This is a genomic window from Brenneria sp. L3-3C-1 (assembly GCF_016456245.1).
In the GTDB taxonomy this organism is placed as follows: Bacteria; Pseudomonadota; Gammaproteobacteria; order Enterobacterales; family Enterobacteriaceae; genus Brenneria.
The window spans coordinates 1-17,772 of the sequence record NZ_JAEMHF010000004.1 but is presented as its reverse complement, the minus strand read 5'-3'; the positions used below and the strand labels follow the sequence as shown (position 1 = coordinate 17,772).

The window sequence follows — 17,772 nt, the reverse complement described above, 5'->3', positions numbered from 1 at the left end:
GTAGCAAAATACCTTGCAGCTTATCGTCGATGGCGCTATCTTTTACTCGCACCTGCAAAATCAGGTGCCGGGATTGGTCTCCTGAAATACTTCATCGGCGACATAGGACGCGCCAGCGTCTTTTTTTATGTCGTATGCTTAGCTATACCGAATTATGGTGGGCTGGGCGGGGGCACCGCAAGGTGCGCCGGTGTCCGATGAGGCCGGTAAGACCAACTCCGTTCAGTCCACCACCCGCAAGATTGGTCTCTTCGGTGGTGGTAATATTCCTTACTCATCGGAGGCTGCCACTATGGCTACAACCCTCAACCAGACTCACCCGTTACTTACCGTTCCTTTTAGCGCCGCCACAGACTTCACCGTACTGGCCGATCATTGTGAAAAGTGCGCAGATACTCAGGCGGAAAGCTACGATCCTGTACTGAAGATGGCTCTCTGCGGTCGGCTTGCCGCCGGTCTTGCGCTGCTGAAACCGGGCCTACGCGATCCCATTCCACCTCACCTGATAGACAGCCTGACCGTTGATACCTTGCCCACAAATTCTCCCCGTTTTGCCCCCGATTCGGATACGCTTTGCGATTACTGTTTTACCCTGACTCAGCTTCTGCTTTGCCGGATGTTTCCGCCACAAGCGGAAGAACAATTGCGTTGGCTTCTGGCGGAACTGGTTGATTACTTCGCCGCTGAACTGAAAGCCCCGCGCTGGATACGTACCGCTGACGGCGTGAAGTGTATTGATGAGGTGGTCGCATGAGTCAACAGGACTGGCATCCCGCCGATATTATTGCGGCGCTGAAAAAGCGGGGAACAACACTGGCGGCGGTTTCGCGTAACGCAGGGCTGGCCTCTTCCACGCTGGCGAATGCGCTGACAAAACACTGGCCCAAGGGAGAACGGCTGATTGCGGAAGCGTTGGGTGTTGCGCCTGCGGAAATCTGGCCTTCCCGTTACCGCAAGCCAGAGGATCACTAAAGTAAAACAATCTCTCGCGTCCCGTTATCGGCGAACGCGGATAACGGGACGCGAGAAGGCAAGCGAAGCGCGGCAGCTTGTCATTCATAAAATGACGAAAAAATCAACAAACAACTCTATAAAAGCAAAAAACAGTTTTCCCTTTCTGCCTTGTTGCCACGGGTGTAAGTTTGCACCTGCACAAAATGCTTTATGACCTGAGAGAAGCGCCTGATGAATCAGGATGGTCAATCCCTTACCGGCGGCTACCTTTGCAAACTGCCGGACCGTCTAACAGACGGTTAAGGTCATCCTTCACTTCTGCACCAGCCTATAAACGTGACGGGCAACGGCCTGCATTGCCGTAAGGCTTTGCTGCCGCGTGACCGCTATCTTGCAACAGAATTTCAATTCTCAATCACTGCGCCAGTCCAGTGCGTCACTTTAACCGCGCAAAGCGGGAAAGTGACGCACCAGCGCCTTTTGACTGCACCAGAGAATTCAACTGCGCCAACGCACGGCGGGATTCTGACACCTTAATTCAACCCACTTTCACTCACAGGAGAACTTGAACCGATACCGGAGGGGGATCAGGACGATCCGGGGGATAACCCGCGCCAGCGGGCGGCTGCTCAGAGAGCACAACCGAAGCCCCACTACACCTCAACGGCTGCCGCCCCGGCGCTCAGATATCGTTCGCAGCCCGCCCCATCATTCAGGGCTATCGGCCTATGCGCCGGGGAAGGTTGTATCTGTTTTGGATTTTGCGGCAATCATGAAAGGTGGACATGCAAAAATGAGTCTTCTGGAGCAGGAAATGAAAACGCTGGCGCGACAGGCGGGCGGCAGTCATAAAACCGTTCATGACCGTATGGCGCTGGCGCAGCGATTTTGTGAGCGCTTACTGGCGCAAAATGTGCAGATCCGGCGGGTGGAGCAACTGAAAGCGCGGCATATTGAGAGTTACGTTCGTGAACGGCTGGCGCAGAACATAACGAAACGCAGTCTGCAAAACGAAATGGCAGCGCTCCGCTGTCTGCTGAAGCAGGCCGGGCGTGATCGGTTGGCTGCCAGTGAACGGCTGTCTAATAAATCGCTCGGCTTATCCGGCGCATCCCGCAACGGTACTCGGCAGGCCATCACGGCGGAGCATTATTGGCAGGTGCTGGAAACCATTCGTGCAAAAGACGCGGGCATGGCTGCTGTGTTGGAGCTTTCAAGGTTGATGGGATTGCGCTCTCAGGAAGCAGTGCAGTGTGCGCAATCGCTTAGGACATGGAAACAGGCGCTGGATCGCGGTGAATCCCGGCTCACAGTGGTGTTTGGCACTAAAGGCGGGCGGTCTCGCGAGACGGTGATTTTGGACGCTGGCGCAGTCAGAAAAGCGCTGGAAAATGCGCTGGCTGTGGCGGAACAACGCAACGGCAGGCTGATTGATAAGCCCGACCTGAAAAGCGCGATGAAATACTGGCACGGTCAGGCGTCGCGTATCGGCTTGACCGGTGCATATTCCCCGCATTCATTGCGTTACGCCTGGGCGCAGGATGCTATTCGCCATTATCTGGCGCAGGGGTTCAGTGAAAAAGAAGCGCTGGCATTGGTCGCGATGGATTTGGGCCACGGCGACGGTCGCGGGCGCTATGTGGCGCAGGTTTATGGATGTTGAAACGAAGGATAATTCCTGTATCTGGTGCAGTCAAAAGGGAAAAGGCCGAAAGGGTAAAGGAAAGCTAAGGGTAACAGCGCCAAACCGGAAAGGGCCAAAGGGCTGAAAAGGCCGTAACCGGCGCAGTTCGATGTTTATTCAACGGATATCTGGTGCAGCTTTGTGTTTTTCCTGCGGCGGGATACTGGTGCAGTTAGCCGGAATATCGGGTTCTGGCGCAGTGTCGTGTCGGCAGAAAATCATCCTATGGTGCAGATTTTTTATCGTCGCAATGACGATAAGATTTACCTCAAAAATTACCCTTATTGATAGGTAACGACCTGAAAATATTCTGCCGGAATAATTTTAGGCGTTTCCCGATTGATCGTTAAAAATACGAAGGTAAAACCTTTCAGAAAGCAAAGAAGCAGATCCCGCTCGTCAGGATCTGCTCCTGTCAGAGAATTAACCGTCAGGCTGTACCCGCGGCCTTATGCTGTCGCGCATAAATATACGGCGCGACATATCCACCCCGGCTGACGTCCAGATAATCCGACCACCATTGCATCATTTCGATTCTGGCTTCCAGATGCTCTGCTTTATGCACGTAAGCCGCACGCACGCCGTTGCGTTCTTTGTGGCTCATCTGCCGCTCAATGGCATCCTTTGACCAGCGTCCGGACTCGTTCAGGGCGCTACAGGCCATGGTTCTGAAACCATGCCCGCAGATTTCGGTTTTGGTGTCGTAGCCAATCACGCGCAACGCCTTGTTGATGGTGTTTTCACTCATCGGCTTGTTCAGGGTATGTGCGCCGGGAAAAACGAAGACCGATTCGCCGGAAAGCGCCTGAATCTGTTTTAGCAGGGCGACCGCCTGCCGTGACAGCGGCACCAGATGTTCATCCTTCATCTTTGCGCCACGCTCTGAGAACCGCACGCCGTTTACGGCTTCGCGCTGGGCGGGTACGCTCCAGATATGCGCTTTGAGGTTGAATTCATCCCAGCGGGCAAAACGCAGTTCACTGGAGCGCAGGAAAACATGCAGATTCAGCTCCAGCGCCAGACGGGTGAGCATCCGGCCTTTGTAGTTTTCCATTTTCTCCAGCAGTTCAGGCAGGCGTTTCAGTGGCAGGGCGGGGTGATGTTGGGTCACGACCGGGGTCACGACGCCATCAAGATCGTAAGCCGGATTATATTTAATCACGCCCTGCTGTACGGCGTGGCGCATGATTTTGGTCAGATGCTGGCGCACCCGTCCGGCTACGTCATGCACGCCTTTATCGTCGATGGTTTTAACCAACTGCGCCAGATGCCGGGTCTCAATCAGAGCGATATCCATCGCGCCTATATCGGGGAAAACGTAGCGTTTCAGGCAGGTGAGGATCTTATCGGCGTGAACGTCCGACCAGAGCTTAAGGTTACTGGTGTGCCATGCCAGAGTGCGGGATTCATCAACGGCGGCGTTATCCGTTTTGCGGATCAGAGAAGGACAGAAGCCGGACGCCAGCAGCTTACGCGCCGTGTCGCGCTTCTCGCGGCCTTCCGCCAGCGTCACCTGCGGGTAAGGACCAAAGGCCAGACGGTTTTCCTTACCGCCGAAGCGATAGCGGAAATACCATAACTTAGCGCCGCTGGCGGATATCGTCAGGTACAGACCTTGCGAATCGGTAAGTTTGTAGGATTTTGCGCGGGATTTGGCTGCGCGGATTTTACTGTCATTCAGGGCCATGTGAGGGTCTCCTTCGTTCATCGAACTGAACGACCCGCAATCTGACCCCAAATTTTCCGGATACGAAGGAATAAACCAAAACGCATCGGGAAAGATTTTTACGCCAACTTATTGAATTACATACACATGGGGATTTATAAGGAGGCATAAAAAAGGAAAGGTGGTGCCGGACTCGGAATCGATGCGTTTTGTTATTTTTATGATTTATATATCTATTTTTTGGTTTAATTAATTTTATACCCTCAATTGTACCCTCAGTCCTTTTTGGTGCTGGATCGGGGGGTTCAAACTCAGGAACGAGCGGGTAACATCGAAGGAAAATGCTTCGTTACAATGTCGTTCATTTTATCAAGCAGTTCTGGCCTTTTGAAGCTGATATGCGCTGTTCCCTTCTGAAAGTACTTGATCACAAACATCTCATCCTCATAGTGATTACTGTGCCTGTTTTCATGGATATGATCGCCGAGACGACGGGTAACGTCAGCGTGGTTGTCAGGAACAGGCTTTCCGTCAAGGATCATCAGCATCCGCTCAAGGTCAGCTAATCGATCGCGCTGCCAGCCCCAGTTAAGCCCAAATCCCCAACGATCATATTTCACCAGCCCTGTCATGATGATCTTTTTCCCAAACTTACACGGGCTGTTACTCTTGTAGTCCCAGCTCAGACCTTTAAACACATTTATCGCCCCGCGCTCAAATACGTCACCTTTACTAAGATGCAACTGCTCGAATGTGTTGAGAATATTCTCTTCGCTGATAGCCGGAATATCATCCTTTTCCAAGCTGTTGTACCACTGGTTACGGGCCTCGGCATCCATGAGTGAGAGCATCCCGAACTTCTTCATCAGGTCTCGCCATATGCTGCGATCGAGGTTGCGGGTAATGGCCTTCATTGCCGTTTCTCTTTTTTCCATCAACCAACAGCCGCAGCGGAAGTCCTGCTTCATAGCCCAGTCCAGAGCTGTTTTCCCCCCGATACTGCGGGTCAGCGTTGAAATATCGTCGAGTTGCTGAATGAGCGCTTCAATCTGTGCCAGTGCGGCATTACGTCCGGTGACGATGCGCTCAATGCTGGTGGAGCAAATCACATCGGTATGGTTGGTTAACACCTCGGGTTCGGTGAAGGTAAGGTCTGACATCTTTTCTTTCCTTTATCTGAAAGCAAAGCGCCAGCCGGTAAGGGCTGGCGCTTATACGTGTGTGATGAGTATTGTCAGGTGGCTAATCAGTTCTGGTCTGTTGCAGAAGCTGGAGATGTCGGAGGTCACGAACATCATTTCGTGCCTGCTCAATCCAGGGTAAAAGTGTGGTTGAATCCGTATTATCTTTGTCGTTGTCGAAGAAAATCTCACCGTCACAATCAATGTTGTCCTGAAGCCTGTTAATCAGAATAGTGAGGGCTGTTTCAGTGGTTAATTCTGGCATGTATTCTCCTTGTGGTTTTAATGCCGGGTTACCAGTCAAAGGTAGCGAAGCCGGGTAGCACTTCACCACAGGCGTCAAGGTGAATAATGCCTACGGCGTAGCGACGGATGAGCGTGATCACTAACCGGCGACAGGCTAAGACGCTTAAGACGCAATACCGGAAATGACCAGGCTCCCGGGCTGAGCATATACCCTGAGCCCGAAAAATGAATCCATTCTGATTCACCAAAGTCTTCATGCTGGTGCGACAGTTTGTACAGCAGGGTGTTGTCGGCTTCGGTGATATGCGCGGTACTGCAATGGATACCAGTAAGGCGGGCGGCGAGCGGAAGTAGATCTTCAACAACCAGCTTTCCGGGGGCATCAGCAATACGAAGCGAGTAACCGTTATCACAGACCACATCTATTAGATCGGCCAGTTCAATACCGTCGATATCAACAGCGATTCGGCCCATGTTGAGGGCCAGTACATTGACGGTATCGGCTTCCACTGTGAGGGATAGTTTCATTGCAGCCCCCCGGAAGACCGTCCACTGATGGCGCAAGTCACCGCTTTATAGCCGGTACGTTGCATCAGGCCGGTGGCCTTTCTGGCCCGGAGTATGTCAATAGCGCTGATGAACGGAGACTGATGCTGAATGGAGAAACCGGGGCGATCAATTCGTACCAGTTCAGATTTTTCAACGAGAAAATTGAGTGCATCTGCCAGTGAAATCCCGGCATCAATATGCTGCTGAATCACATTGCCATCACCAAACTGTGTGTCGTCAAGTGAAAGGCCGTAATGCCTTTCCAGCAGATACGTAAGAAGTTGCTGCCAGATTTCTACTGGTGACTGGCGTGACGGTGCCTTCCGCGTTGGGATGGTGGGTAAGGTTTGCATAAAGCTGATCTCTGTTAAATAAATAAGGCGTTGGTGGCAGGGGACGTATAACGGTGAAGGAAGCCGGTGAGTTACGGTGTTTTTCAGGGAAACCACTTACTGCCGGATTGCGTCAAGGGCGGCCTCCAGAGTGTCCCAGTTAATGCCCTGTTCTGCATCGTGGTGGCTGGCTGCATGGCGTAATGCCGCTCTGGTTTCTTCTGTCGTAACAGAGTCATCCACATTGCGTACATCGTCTTCGTACCAGAGTGAACATAATACGAAGTCGTCGTGTTGATGCTGTTGCAGCAGTTCAATAACCTCGCTGATTTTACAGGCGTGCGGCATGGCTATTAGCTTCCGGGTTGTGCTACAGGTGGCGTCGGATAAATCGCAATTATAGACATAACCGCAACTGCCGAGGGTATCTGCGTCGCAGGTCAGACCTTTTGCATACAGCGTGACACAGTGCTGATGACGGGGATTGATTTCACCGGAAACCAGCATAAGTTCCAGCTGTTTGAGCAGCAAAGGAAACGCCTGATCGAGATGGCGTAAATCCGCATCACTGAATGTCCCGGTGATACTGGCCCGGTCAGCCAGATAATGCAGCCGGTTGCCTTCCTGCACCAGTCGTGCGCCAAAGCACGGCCTGACGGTAGGTTTAAGTCCCCACCAGGGTTCGGCAATATCATGGTTTTTGGAGTTCTTCATTTAGGCACTCTTCAAAAATAGATTAATTCAGGGTAACGCTGCGTAATATGACATATGGGCCGTTGCGGTCCTGGCGGCGTTCAGCGAAGACGGCCAGCACACCGCTGATATCCGGCACCTCCCGACCGGCATAGTGACAGATACTGCCTGACCACTGATACCGGCCGGTACAGAAGCGAAACAACCTGGACTGCGGATGATGACGGTATATCGCCATCGCCTGGCGCTTACTGATGATCTTCATCGCTGTTTACTCCCTATAACCAGCCGCGTTCGGCAAACGAGACAATATCCATCCCACCGATAACCAGGTGGTCCAGCAGACGAATATCAACCAGCTCCAGCGCCTGTTTCAGGCGCTCTGTAATCCGTCTGTCTGCCTCGCTGGGCTCTGCGTGCCCTGACGGGTGGCAGTGCCCGACGAGCATGGCTGCAGCGTTATGTTTCAGCGCAGCCTTCACCACCTCCCGTGGATGGACCTGCGTATGGCTGATGGTGCCGATGAAGAGGGTTTCATGGGCTATCAGGCGGTGTTGATTATCCAGAAAGAGCACTACAAACTCTTCGCGCTCCAGTGAAGCAAGCTGCAAACGAAACCAGTCACGTACTGAGCTACTGGAGGTAAATGACGCGCCGGGTTCGCGTAACTGGCGCTCCAGCAGGGTTAAGGCTTCCCGGACAGTGTGCTGTGATGACGGCGGTAATTTGGCGGCAAAAAGTGGTAGCTGTTGTTCCATAGTGCCTGACCTCAGTCGATGATATGCATAATGGCACTGCATTCCGGGTGATTGAGCGCATAGTCCCGCAGCTGGTAATAGTGCTCCGTCATGGCGGCGCATTCGGTGCGCATGGCGTGATGGCTGTAAGTCATCAGACAGACGGTTATCCCTGCAGCCTCGGCGCTGAGTTCACCGCCGTTACCGTTCATGCTGTTAAACAATGACCATTTTTCATCGCTGCCGACATCGGGAGCCATGAACGCGCCACCGTTGCTGAGTGAGTAAAAATTCCAGATACCGCCGCTATAATCCGCGCAGAAGCGGTCCATCCAGGCAAAGATTCTCGGTTCGAGGGTTATCCACTGCGGTATGCTGCCAAAGTGCTGCGGCCAGAAGGCAGCACGCTATTCATCGAGTACGGGCATGCATTCGATGCGGTCTGCATCAGTACGTGGTGATGTGAGAGATTCAGTTACCGGGCTGGTCAGGGTGAGTATGTTGTTCATTTAGTTTCCTTTGTATTTTCATATGGGGTGTTGAGACGAAGTGACGGACAGAACTGCGCATAGCCATCATCACAGCGTGAGGGCCAGTGACCCTCAGGGATGCTTAAGCTGCACAGGCTGAGTTCACCGGGGCGATACAGAAGGTGTGAACACCAGGCGCACAGGTCGTCGTCAGAGATGGAGCGGCAGCCAGTCTGGTCGTTCAGGGAAAACGGGTATGACGTGACCTGAATCACGCCATCGGGGATGTGCTGCATTACTTCAGGCTCTCCAGCAGGCTTTCTGCCATCACCCACAGGGCACGGTTAAGCTTCACGTCACCGTCGATACCTTTAACCGCACGGGTGTGGCTGCGTTTGCCTTTGGCAGTACGTCCTGGCAGGCCACCTTTCAGCAGGTTCTCCTGACAACGATTGAAAACTGACCACAGGTCGTCCTGACGGTCTTCATAGCGGCGGGGCGTCAGTATCTGTGCTTCCGTTACCGGCTGGTGCTCTTCCCCAAAGCGGTACGTCAGCGCGGCTTTTGCAAAAGCCTGTTGTGCCGGTGGCGGCAGTAACAGCGACTGCATGGCATCCTGCTTCTCCTCCACCCGGTCAAATATTCCCAGTACTTCATAAGCCCCTTCAATGACTTTCTCCACCACATTGCCCTTATGTGGCACGCGCACCTCACCAAAGGTTTCGCCACAGACAAGCCCGTTCTGGCAAACAAAGCGAAACAGGCCCGGCAGCATCTGGTATGAGCTGGAGCCGTCGTGACTGTTAAGCAGGATTATTTCGGGGACCAGTTTGCCGGTGATTTGCCCTTCACGCCTGAGGCGCTGCATGTGCTTTGTGTGGTCGCGTTTATTCAGGTCGCGCACGCGGGTCTGGCAGGCAAAGAACGGCTGGAAGCCTTCCCGCTGCAGGTTATCAAGCAGGGTGATGGTCGGGATATATGTGTATCGCTCGCTGCGGGATTCATGTTTTTCTTCGCTGAAGACGCTGGGCACATAGTGCGCCAGTTCATCGCGGGTTAACGGACGGTCACGGCGCACGAGACTGACCGCGCCAAAACGGCTGGCTAAGCGCATGGAAATTTCCTTTCTGAGAAACAAAAAAAACGCCCCGCTCGGATGAGCAGGGCGTCGGTGGTATGTAATACCTGTGTTGTGGCAGTTGTCAGGGCTGGTTCGTCTGTTCTGCCCCGGCTGGAGCGGGTTCATTTGGTGTTGCAGTAGTGCCATGAATAATCTGGTGTTTCGCCAGCGCCTGCTGCATGTCATTGATGCAGTACGTGATGTAGAAGACGTTAAACAGCACGGTATAAAAGGCGTTCATCTTCAGGTCAAAACGAAACGTGTTCAGCGCATAGTGACGCAGCGCCGTTCTGGCCTTAAAGGCCCAGACCACATACATCACACCACTGGCCACTGAGAGCAGTCCGCTGATGGCCAGCAGGATATCGCCGGTTGAGTCGTAGCCGTACGGGTCAGGCGCTGCCATGGCACCCAGTTGGCGGCTGAGCCCGAAACAAACGGTGAGCCAGATAATAAACAGATTGCCGTAAAGCGGGTAGCCCGTGGTGTCGCTGATGATATCCTGCTTTTTGTAGAGCCAGAGCAGGGGCCAGACGCCGCAGGTGGCCATGCTGAGCAGGACAAAATGCAGCGTACGGGTATTCAGCCGCTGGCTGAGAGTATTAATCGTGATATCCGTCATGAACTAAATTCCTGTATTAAACGAGTGAGGGTAGTGTTTCCGTGAATTAACCGGCCGTATTTTCACAGTCGCTGATATTTTTCAGTTCCTGCTGTGTATTCCTGATCCCTGGATTAAAACTGCTGGCTTTCCTGTTATTCACATACACATCAAAATGTGCAGCTTGCCCCAGGGCGGTAATGAACTGCGACCAGGCATTGTCCGCATTACGCCATCCCAGAGACGAAGGGAGCGGGAATTGTCGATCGTTTATTACCAGCGTGATGGCGGTATGGTCGTCATGTGAGTCCGCCCCGTAACCATCGGGAAAGGTGAGCATGACGTGATGCTGCAGGATGCTCTGCTCATCGGGGTTGCCTGTGCAGTTGAGGTTAAACATCACATTTTCGGGACTGGTGATGATGTATTCGGTCACCCCCATGCCGAAGCCGCTGGTCCACATATTGGGGATAGCGTGAGCGAAGCCAGTGAATGCCAGTGTTGTTACCAGCAGAACGGCAGATAGTTTGCGCATGAACTTTTCCTTAAATTATCGAAGAGGTGGGCAACTATTGATGAACCCGTCGTGGGCGTTACATAAGCTGTTTGCCAACCGTTATCAAACCGGCCAGCCAGCCGATGCCTTGAGGCCCGACAAGCCAGAACAGACGGGCTTTGAGCAGCCCGGTCATACCTTCGCTGGTGTATACCGAATTCGGCATCAGCCACAGGCACAGGAACGCGCCGACCGTCATGCCGATACCGGGGCCAAGCGTCATCCAGAACAGATACCCCATCCCCTGCCCGAAACTGCGGATTTCGCCCGTGTTCCCGAATACGTTAAACAGGACAACCACAAGCGCGATGCCGAAGGCAATTGCGAAATATTTAATAACAAGCGTCATTCTGTTCAGTCCTTATTTTCTGCATTGCTGAGCGGCGCTCAGCATGTTGTCCATAAAACGCGGGGGTATATAGCCGTACTGCTGGTTCATTTTCTCCAGTTCTCCGTGGGTATATTTCGTTTTCAGCTCATCCCAGATACAGCCGCAGACCGCAGTGGTTCCGCCACCGGACTTACAGCCCCGGATAAACTCACGTTCGTTTTTGTCACCACAGCCGCTCACGGCCAGAGCTGACAGCAGCGTGACGACCAGTAATACGCCCCGGGAAGCCGTCGTCATTTTTAATTGCCTGTTAATCATTGTGTTAATATCCATACGTTAAGACATCTGCGCTCAGAGGCTGTCCGATTGCGCCACACCTTCTTGCGTAAGTGCATGGCTGATGTTGTTCACCACCGTATCCGGGTCGAGCCGGATTTCCGCCAGATGCTTACCTGCCTTGTATCCTGAGATTTAGTTACCATGGTGACGGATAAATTTGGCACAGTGTGTGCGGCCTGATCCTGCCTGGGGTTTAAAGCCCGTACCTGAGCAACCGGCGCTACACTGAGCCGCTCATCTGAAACCCGAACAGTTGTCCGTATGTCATAACGTATTTGCAAGGATGGGTAATTATGAGTTTGCCGAATCCAATTTGTGTGGGAATCGATGTTTCCAAAGCCTCTCTCGATGTCGCTGCCAACAAAGAAGACATTGAACAATTCACCACCAGTAATGATGTTGATGGCTTTGACGCAATCTTTGCCAGATTGAAAGAGCACTCTGTTGCTTTAGTCCTGATGGAAGCCACCGGAGGACTGGAAGCAGCCATTGCCTGTTCTCTTCAAGACAAAGGTCTTGATGTGGTTGTCATCAATCCCAGACAGGCTCGCGACTTTGCCCGTGCAATGGGCTATCTGGCCAAGACTGACCGTATTGATGCCAAGGCGCTAGCCCAAATGGCTGAAGTGATTCACCGTCATCCGGACCGGAAGCGTTTTATCCGCGCCATCCCAGATGCAGATCGTCAGGAGCTTATCGCTATGGTAGTGCGCAGACGTCAGTTGATTACGATGCTTGTCGCTGAGCGTAACCGCCTGCCTCTGTCGCACCCGCAGAGCAGAGAGAGTATCAATATCATCGTCAGAGCACTGAAAGATGAGTTAGCGCGCATTGACAAAGATATGGACAGACACATCCGGGAACACTTTAAAGAACTCGCCGACAAACTCTGCACTATTAAAGGGGTAGGCCTGATGACTGTCGCAGCCCTGCTGGCGGAGGTTCCCGAACTTGGGAAACTTTCGCGGCGTAAAATCAGCGCGCTTGTCGGCGTGACACCGGTTAACCGTGACTCTGGAACTCTACGAGGCCGACGAACCATCTTTGGTGGCCGGGCCGGGGTTCGCACAGCTTTGTATATGGCTGCACTTGTAGCGACCCGCTTCAACCCGGTGATAAAGACGTTTTATAGCCGACTGCTGGCTATAGGTAAGCCCAGGAAAGTAGCGCTGGTGGCCTGTATGCGTAAACTGCTGACCATTCTGAATGCAATGGTCAGAAAAGGTGAAAAATGGGAAGAGTCATACCATAGGATTACCTCATAAATTGGTATTCAAGACAGTTGCTCAGGTGTTCCCTTGTAAACGTCCAGGGACGCGAACGGTCTGCCTTCATCGTTTGTCCTGGCAGATACCTGGTATGAGGTGTCGCCGTTCCGGACGGTGAATTCCTGCAGACTGATTACCTGATTGCTCTGGTATGTGTACGTGGTGGTGTGTGCCGGTACGGTAATGTCCATCTCCTTATGTTCTGCGCCGGTCCTGCCGAATGAATACGATACCGACGGGGTGATGATGCAAACAGTATGTTATCTTTCATTATCAGTCGTACTGAAGGATGTTCATTTGCACTGCCATTCAGTCAGTTACAGGCCCGGGTGAATGAAATGATATCTCCCGTTATGGTGGCCAGAACAGGTGTTGTTTGTCCGTGATGGCCATGGCTCTTTCAGTTAAGAAGATGTTTGTTTTTTTACCTGAACTCATCTTCTCCTGTTCTTCCCCGATGCCTCCAACGCCGATATAATTCCTGAATGAAAAAAATCACGATACTTTTCTTCCTGAACAAACCGTCGCTGAACTTGCACATTTTGCCTGGTGCGCCCTTGTCGCACTACGTACCGCGCAGCAGGATGGGCAGGCATTGTCGCCACTCAGCACGCATACATTTTTGCTGCGCTGGTTAACAGTGGCATATAAGCAAAAACGGTTTCCGCGTACCATTGCATACGATATTGAAGGGTTACTGACGCTGGGGCGCAACAAAGGCCTTGCTGCCAGTTTGCTTAATCGTCTGGAATATCTGTGAAGTTCCTGCACAGGCCCCGTTTCCGCTCAATCGGATTTGTACCGGCTGACTTACGCTATTGAACAGCTTAAATCGCAGGGCTGGTTAAATGCTGTGGTAAGTGACGGGGATTGGGACAGTGAAGGTCTGACAGAAGAATACAGAGGAACTGAAGCACTGCTGGTAAGAAAGTCGGCATTGACCCATGGTTTTTCCAGCGAGGGTGGACTGGTAGCATCGATTGAATTTTTGGTCACTGGCGATTTGTCAGCCTGTATGGCGGCTTTCTGTACCCATGCACTGACCACCGTGGTGCTGGAGTCTGGCAGGATAGCATTACAACCTTTATAGTAAACATCTGGTCTCTGTCGGGGCATAAAGCCGATCAATTTGTCGATTCTTTCGTTTATCAATCTTTAAAAAATGCCTAAGGATCCATTACAACAACCGGAACGTTATTACTTGGATCGTCAACGATATGAATATCCGCCTGATAAAGCTGGGTGAGCGTTTCCTGTGTCAGCACCGCCTGCGGCGTGCCGTCGCCAACGACGTTAGCTTTGTTTAACAGCACGACGCGGTCAGTGTAACGCGTTGCCAGATTGAGATCGTGCAGGACGCAGCAGACGTTAAACTGTCTTCGCGCACCAGCGTTCTTAGCAGGCGGAAAAGATGCTACTGATGGTGAATATCCAGCGCCGAAGTGTGCTCATCAAGAAATAACCATTTAGGAGAGGGCGTCGGTTCCCAGAGCTGTACCAACAGGCGAGCCAGCTGCTGATGGCAGATAGCCGGTTAACTGGGCTGGAGAGTCGATTTTTCTGCGCCGTTCGGCCCGAGAATTGCTAGGATTTCACCATTGGGTAAGTTCAGCGATACATCGCGGGTGAGCGTGCGCCCGTTAATGGTGTAAACGAGATTTCTGGTCTCAATCATGACACCATACGGCTACGTAAAATCAGCCACAAAAAGTAGGGGCCTCTAATCAGGCTAGCGTGTAACCCTACGGGTATTTCCGCTGGTTGCACTAGCGTGTCGGCAAGAAGTAACAGGAACGCGCCCGCAAGCGTTGAGTAGGGTATAAGCCAGCGGTGAGGGGGCATACAGATAAGATGTGGGATCACCAGACCGATGAAGCCAATCAAATCGATGCGCCAACCAGCAGTGAACTTGTAATCATACCTGCTTTAGTTCAACGCACTTTTTGAGAGTCGGCTATCAGCCGGTACTCCTCCGGTGTCAGGCTGTTCAGGGATTCATGAGGCCGCTCGCTGCTGTATTCCCTCAGCCAGCGCTCTGTCATTTCCCGGACTTCATTCAGGATTCTGAAAATTTAAAAATTCAGTATTTCTGTCCGGTACGTCCGGTTAAACCGCCCGTTAAAGGAATCTGCGTCGGTTCAGCTAGCTTGCTAAATTCCAGCACCACACCATGTTCTTCGGCCCATTACGCCAGCTCCAGTGAGACTAGTTCCGGGCCGTTATCCATCCGCATCTTTAGTGGATAGCTGCAGTTTGCCACGATCTGCTCCAGTCCCGGGACGACACGCTGAACCGGGATATTCAGGTCGATTTCTATCGCCAGCGCTTCACGGTTAAAATCATCCACCATATTGACGGTCCGGTAGAGTCTGCCACAGAGCAGCGCATCATGCATAAAATCGATGGACCAGCTCTGATTTAGCGCTTCCGGTGAACGCATTTATGATTCCAGCTGCTGGAATAACTTCTTAAAAACGTATCGCGAATAACGCTCTGCCAGTTCGGTAAGCGCCAGAATTACCGGTTCATCAGGCCGTATGTCAGGCTGATAAAATTACACCGCCTTGCTCAGCGATAATGTCCTGCACGCTTGGCTGATGCTGATGGCAAATTGCGTCGTCAGATAGCTGACGAGCTGCTGCTTTATCGCTTGTTTTAAAGCTTTTTTTCGATAACGTCTCGCCAAGGCAGCGCGCCTCTTCATCTCCAAGTTGTAATAGGTTAAGTGCGTTGGCAAGTCACAGTGCTGCATTAAATACTCGCATCTACCAGAAGCGTCCGACACAGAGCCTTCCAGAGTCTTCTCATCATCAACAGTGTCCCTAGGCAGATCAAATGTTGACCGGGCAGATCAAACAGTTTTGGCTTGAGTCAGACTGCATCTATGATTATCACAAGATCCATCTCGATCTGTGAGAGAGCGGGCAACAGTGCGGAGTAAACCGAGTCTGGAGACTTTTGAAGTGTGTCGAAAAAGAGCTCAGTCCGGGTACTGGAGTACAATGGGCACGCAAAGGTGAAAAAACCATCTTGGCATCCAACAGTCTACAGCGGCAGTTCAATTCGGACGCAACCGATGAGTGTAGAGTTACGGATATAACTACATCGGGACTGACGAAGGCTGGCTGTATATGGCCGTGGTGGTTGATATGTTCTTTCTGAAAGTTATTGGTTGGTCAATGCAATCCCGGATGACAAAAGACATTGTCCTGAACGCATTGCTTATAGCGGTGTGCGGTGTAATCCTCAAAAACAGGTACTGGGCCATTCTGATAGAAAGAATGTGGGTGTCAGTTTTCATCATTATGCTTGTTGTTTTGGCTGACAGGTGAGATCATTGATGCAGTCAATATTCGAGCCATGAGTGGCCATCGTTAACAAAACCACACGGTCTTGAAGGCAGCATGGGCCGCTGCCGTGGGAACTGCCACGTCAGAGCGGCTGCGGAAAAATTTTTTCTGCAGCTGAAACGCGAACGTATAAATAACTATGGAACGTAGGGAGAAGTCCAAAGCAATATTTTAGATTACAACGAAATACTTTATTATTTTAGGTGTCGGCATGGTTCGCGCAATCAGTCGCCACCTGCAGAATACTAAAGCCAATATTATTAATGGCTGGAAGTGTCGGATTCTTCGTGGCGATTCAGTCACAACTGAGTGCATAAAAAAATAACAATTCTAGAGAACATGACCACAGCCGCAACAACCTTCACAACCACAACCACAAATGTATTTATCGGGTAAATCAAGGTGCGGAGGTTGGTTGGGTATAGCGTCATTGACCAACCGCTCACATTGTTCTGTACTCAAGTATGCCGCATCCGATGCGGTTGTAATGCTTGATGAAAATATTGCTTGTTTGAATGCCGTCACCCCAAGATGTGAACCAGCATTTGATTGCAGGTCATAAACGTATCTATAGAGCCTCTTCTCACCGTTAGTAGAATCAGAGCACATATCCCCCTCCAGAGTATACCCATGTTAAAAAAAAGGCTATTTTGTATTGTATTCATACCGACGGAAAGATTGCAAGCACAATAAGTTGCGGCAGATCATTTTAAGTAACCCTTTTAAAACAAGTGCTTGACTGAATGGTTCGAATACGGCAGGTTTAACGCTAAAGGTAAATGATTATCACTTAGATAATGAGGAGGGGTAAAGTGAAAGTTTCTAACGATTGCATTGATAACGAAGGTAATTCAGAAAATGTTTCAGATTCTACGTTATGTGCGTTGATCAAGACTGCAGAATTACTTGAGTATTCTTTATTTATGTTTTGAATTATTTTATCCAAAATATTTTACTTTGGAACCAAAAATCAAAGGGAGCTAATTATGGGCAATTACTTTCAGTGAGATTCAGTTAATTGTCAGTATTAAAACACTAACTCATTTTATAGTTGTGTGGAGTTTAATTCAATGGAGTGGTAATCATGGCAATGGTTTATAATTACAATTCAATAATCTGCGGACATCAAGAACCACAAATCACCTTCAGAAAAATACTATTTGTCGTTATTTTCTTACTTGCAATGACTCAATAAAAAATATGAATTTATTATATCGATGCAATTCATAATAAAGCAGACTTTAATAAGTTAATCGTTCGCACGAATAAATTTAAAAACTTTTAGTCTTGTTTTTAAGTTTTAACACTTTAAAAGAACTGTAGGGTATAAATAAGTATCTAAAAGGTTATCTAGGGAGTAGCTTAGATAAAGATTAATTATTAAAGATGAAGTTTGACCTTATTGTCCTTGGTTAACGGTTATGGGCGGTAGCGTGTGTAAAGCATTGAGTCGTAGGTGATTTATGTTATTACAACTAAACTGTAACCTGTATGGTATGTTTTTTTACTCATCACAAAATTATTATGTCTATTTATTACGTTGAGCTATTTGGTAAGTTAGTCATTTTTGATCTCTTCCCATTAAACAGGACCAGGCTAAACTGGAGTTTTCTGCCCTTCTTTTCCTTAAAAAAGAGGCAATCCGGCCATGAAAAAGATCCGCTGTACTGAAGAGCAAATTGCTTTTGCCCTGAA

The 17,772-nt window shown here is 50.7% G+C and carries 17 protein-coding genes and 7 pseudogenes; 6 read left to right on the top strand and 18 right to left on the bottom strand.

Annotation, left to right across the window (positions count from 1 at the left end; translation table 11 throughout):
• The first annotated feature begins 154 nt into the window (after nucleotides 1-154).
• The 3 genes from JG725_RS10630 (at nucleotide 155) to JG725_RS10620 (ending at nucleotide 2,617) form a co-directional block, all read left to right on the top strand.
• Nucleotides 155-754 carry an ash family protein gene (locus JG725_RS10630; RefSeq protein ID WP_330528910.1) on the top strand — a complete coding sequence of 200 codons (600 nt, stop codon included), beginning with the start codon at nucleotides 155-157 and terminating at the stop codon, nucleotides 752-754.
• Nucleotides 751-972, top strand: coding sequence for a helix-turn-helix transcriptional regulator (locus JG725_RS10625; RefSeq protein WP_199377938.1), 222 nt, complete (start codon nucleotides 751-753; stop codon nucleotides 970-972). The genes JG725_RS10630 and JG725_RS10625 overlap by 4 nt, the downstream gene beginning before the upstream one ends.
• A 775-nt stretch (nucleotides 973-1,747) precedes the next feature.
• Nucleotides 1,748-2,617 (top strand): integrase domain-containing protein, encoded by an 870-nt coding sequence (locus JG725_RS10620; RefSeq protein ID WP_199377936.1) that lies wholly within the window; start codon nucleotides 1,748-1,750, stop codon nucleotides 2,615-2,617.
• A gap of 451 nt (nucleotides 2,618-3,068) precedes the next feature.
• Here JG725_RS10620 and JG725_RS10615 read toward each other — a convergent pair whose 3' ends face one another.
• The 15 genes and pseudogenes from JG725_RS10615 to JG725_RS10545 form a co-directional block, all read right to left on the bottom strand.
• Nucleotides 3,069-4,325 carry an integrase arm-type DNA-binding domain-containing protein gene (locus JG725_RS10615; RefSeq protein ID WP_199377933.1) on the bottom strand — a complete coding sequence of 419 codons (1,257 nt, stop codon included), beginning with the start codon at nucleotides 4,323-4,325 and terminating at the stop codon, nucleotides 3,069-3,071.
• Nucleotides 4,326-4,615: 290 nt separating this feature from the next.
• The gene (locus JG725_RS10610; protein ID WP_199377931.1) at nucleotides 4,616-5,464 is read right to left on the bottom strand and encodes a DUF4942 domain-containing protein; all 849 of its coding nucleotides are present in this window, start codon (nucleotides 5,462-5,464) and stop codon (nucleotides 4,616-4,618) included.
• Nucleotides 5,465-5,546: 82 nt separating this feature from the next.
• Nucleotides 5,547-5,750, bottom strand: a complete 204-nt coding sequence (locus tag JG725_RS10605) for a hypothetical protein (RefSeq protein ID WP_199377929.1) — start codon at nucleotides 5,748-5,750, stop codon at nucleotides 5,547-5,549.
• A 28-nt stretch (nucleotides 5,751-5,778) separates the two neighbouring features.
• A pseudogene (locus tag JG725_RS10600) lies at nucleotides 5,779-6,259 on the bottom strand (DUF5983 family protein).
• Complete coding sequence (locus JG725_RS10595) at nucleotides 6,256-6,633, bottom strand: TA system toxin CbtA family protein (protein WP_199377927.1); 378 nt, start codon at nucleotides 6,631-6,633, stop codon at nucleotides 6,256-6,258. The pseudogene JG725_RS10600 and the gene JG725_RS10595 overlap by 4 nt, the downstream one beginning before the upstream one ends.
• A 96-nt stretch (nucleotides 6,634-6,729) precedes the next feature.
• Nucleotides 6,730-6,960 (bottom strand): hypothetical protein, encoded by a 231-nt coding sequence (locus JG725_RS20875; RefSeq protein WP_199377925.1) that lies wholly within the window; start codon nucleotides 6,958-6,960, stop codon nucleotides 6,730-6,732.
• Between the two features lie 5 nt (nucleotides 6,961-6,965).
• Nucleotides 6,966-7,326, bottom strand: a pseudogene (locus JG725_RS10585) (type IV toxin-antitoxin system YeeU family antitoxin).
• Between the two features lie 22 nt (nucleotides 7,327-7,348).
• Nucleotides 7,349-7,570 carry a DUF987 domain-containing protein gene (locus JG725_RS10580; protein WP_199377923.1) on the bottom strand — a complete coding sequence of 74 codons (222 nt, stop codon included), beginning with the start codon at nucleotides 7,568-7,570 and terminating at the stop codon, nucleotides 7,349-7,351.
• A 13-nt stretch (nucleotides 7,571-7,583) separates the two neighbouring features.
• Nucleotides 7,584-8,063, bottom strand: a complete 480-nt coding sequence (gene radC, locus JG725_RS10575; protein ID WP_199377921.1) for a DNA repair protein RadC — start codon at nucleotides 8,061-8,063, stop codon at nucleotides 7,584-7,586.
• A gap of 11 nt (nucleotides 8,064-8,074) precedes the next feature.
• Nucleotides 8,075-8,470, bottom strand: a pseudogene (locus tag JG725_RS10570) (antirestriction protein).
• 337 nt (nucleotides 8,471-8,807) lie between these two features.
• The gene (locus JG725_RS10565) at nucleotides 8,808-9,626 is read right to left on the bottom strand and encodes a DUF932 domain-containing protein (RefSeq protein ID WP_199377919.1); all 819 of its coding nucleotides are present in this window, start codon (nucleotides 9,624-9,626) and stop codon (nucleotides 8,808-8,810) included.
• A gap of 88 nt (nucleotides 9,627-9,714) precedes the next feature.
• On the bottom strand, nucleotides 9,715-10,254 hold the full coding sequence (locus JG725_RS10560) for a DUF4234 domain-containing protein (protein ID WP_199377917.1): 540 nt from the start codon (nucleotides 10,252-10,254) through the stop codon (nucleotides 9,715-9,717).
• 46 nt (nucleotides 10,255-10,300) lie between these two features.
• Nucleotides 10,301-10,768, bottom strand: a complete 468-nt coding sequence (locus tag JG725_RS10555; RefSeq protein WP_199377915.1) for a hypothetical protein — start codon at nucleotides 10,766-10,768, stop codon at nucleotides 10,301-10,303.
• A gap of 58 nt (nucleotides 10,769-10,826) precedes the next feature.
• Nucleotides 10,827-11,138 (bottom strand): hypothetical protein, encoded by a 312-nt coding sequence (locus JG725_RS10550; RefSeq protein ID WP_199377913.1) that lies wholly within the window; start codon nucleotides 11,136-11,138, stop codon nucleotides 10,827-10,829.
• A 12-nt stretch (nucleotides 11,139-11,150) separates the two neighbouring features.
• Nucleotides 11,151-11,417, bottom strand: coding sequence for a hypothetical protein (locus JG725_RS10545; RefSeq protein ID WP_233356391.1), 267 nt, complete (start codon nucleotides 11,415-11,417; stop codon nucleotides 11,151-11,153).
• A gap of 335 nt (nucleotides 11,418-11,752) precedes the next feature.
• On the opposite strand from JG725_RS10545, the gene JG725_RS10540 reads away from it, so the two are divergent.
• Both JG725_RS10540 and JG725_RS20650 read left to right on the top strand, forming a co-directional pair.
• On the top strand, nucleotides 11,753-12,724 hold the full coding sequence (locus tag JG725_RS10540) for an IS110 family transposase (RefSeq protein ID WP_199377909.1): 972 nt from the start codon (nucleotides 11,753-11,755) through the stop codon (nucleotides 12,722-12,724).
• A gap of 484 nt (nucleotides 12,725-13,208) precedes the next feature.
• Entirely contained in the window at nucleotides 13,209-13,487 is a 279-nt protein-coding gene (locus JG725_RS20650; RefSeq protein ID WP_233356397.1) for a DUF2913 family protein, read from the top strand.
• A gap of 406 nt (nucleotides 13,488-13,893) precedes the next feature.
• On the opposite strand, the pseudogene JG725_RS10530 reads toward JG725_RS20650, so the two are convergent.
• From JG725_RS10530 to JG725_RS10520, 3 pseudogenes are all read right to left on the bottom strand, one after another.
• Nucleotides 13,894-14,402: pseudogene (locus JG725_RS10530) on the bottom strand (ATP-binding cassette domain-containing protein).
• A pseudogene (locus tag JG725_RS10525) lies at nucleotides 14,399-14,611 on the bottom strand (iron chelate uptake ABC transporter family permease subunit); the annotation flags it as partial. The pseudogenes JG725_RS10530 and JG725_RS10525, both read right to left, overlap by 4 nt.
• A 47-nt stretch (nucleotides 14,612-14,658) precedes the next feature.
• Nucleotides 14,659-15,446, bottom strand: a pseudogene (locus JG725_RS10520) (integrase core domain-containing protein); the annotation flags it as partial.
• 107 nt (nucleotides 15,447-15,553) lie between these two features.
• Here JG725_RS10520 and JG725_RS20645 point away from each other — a divergent pair.
• A pseudogene (locus JG725_RS20645) lies at nucleotides 15,554-16,326 on the top strand (DDE-type integrase/transposase/recombinase); the annotation flags it as partial.
• Nucleotides 16,327-17,772: the final 1,446 nt, after the last annotated feature.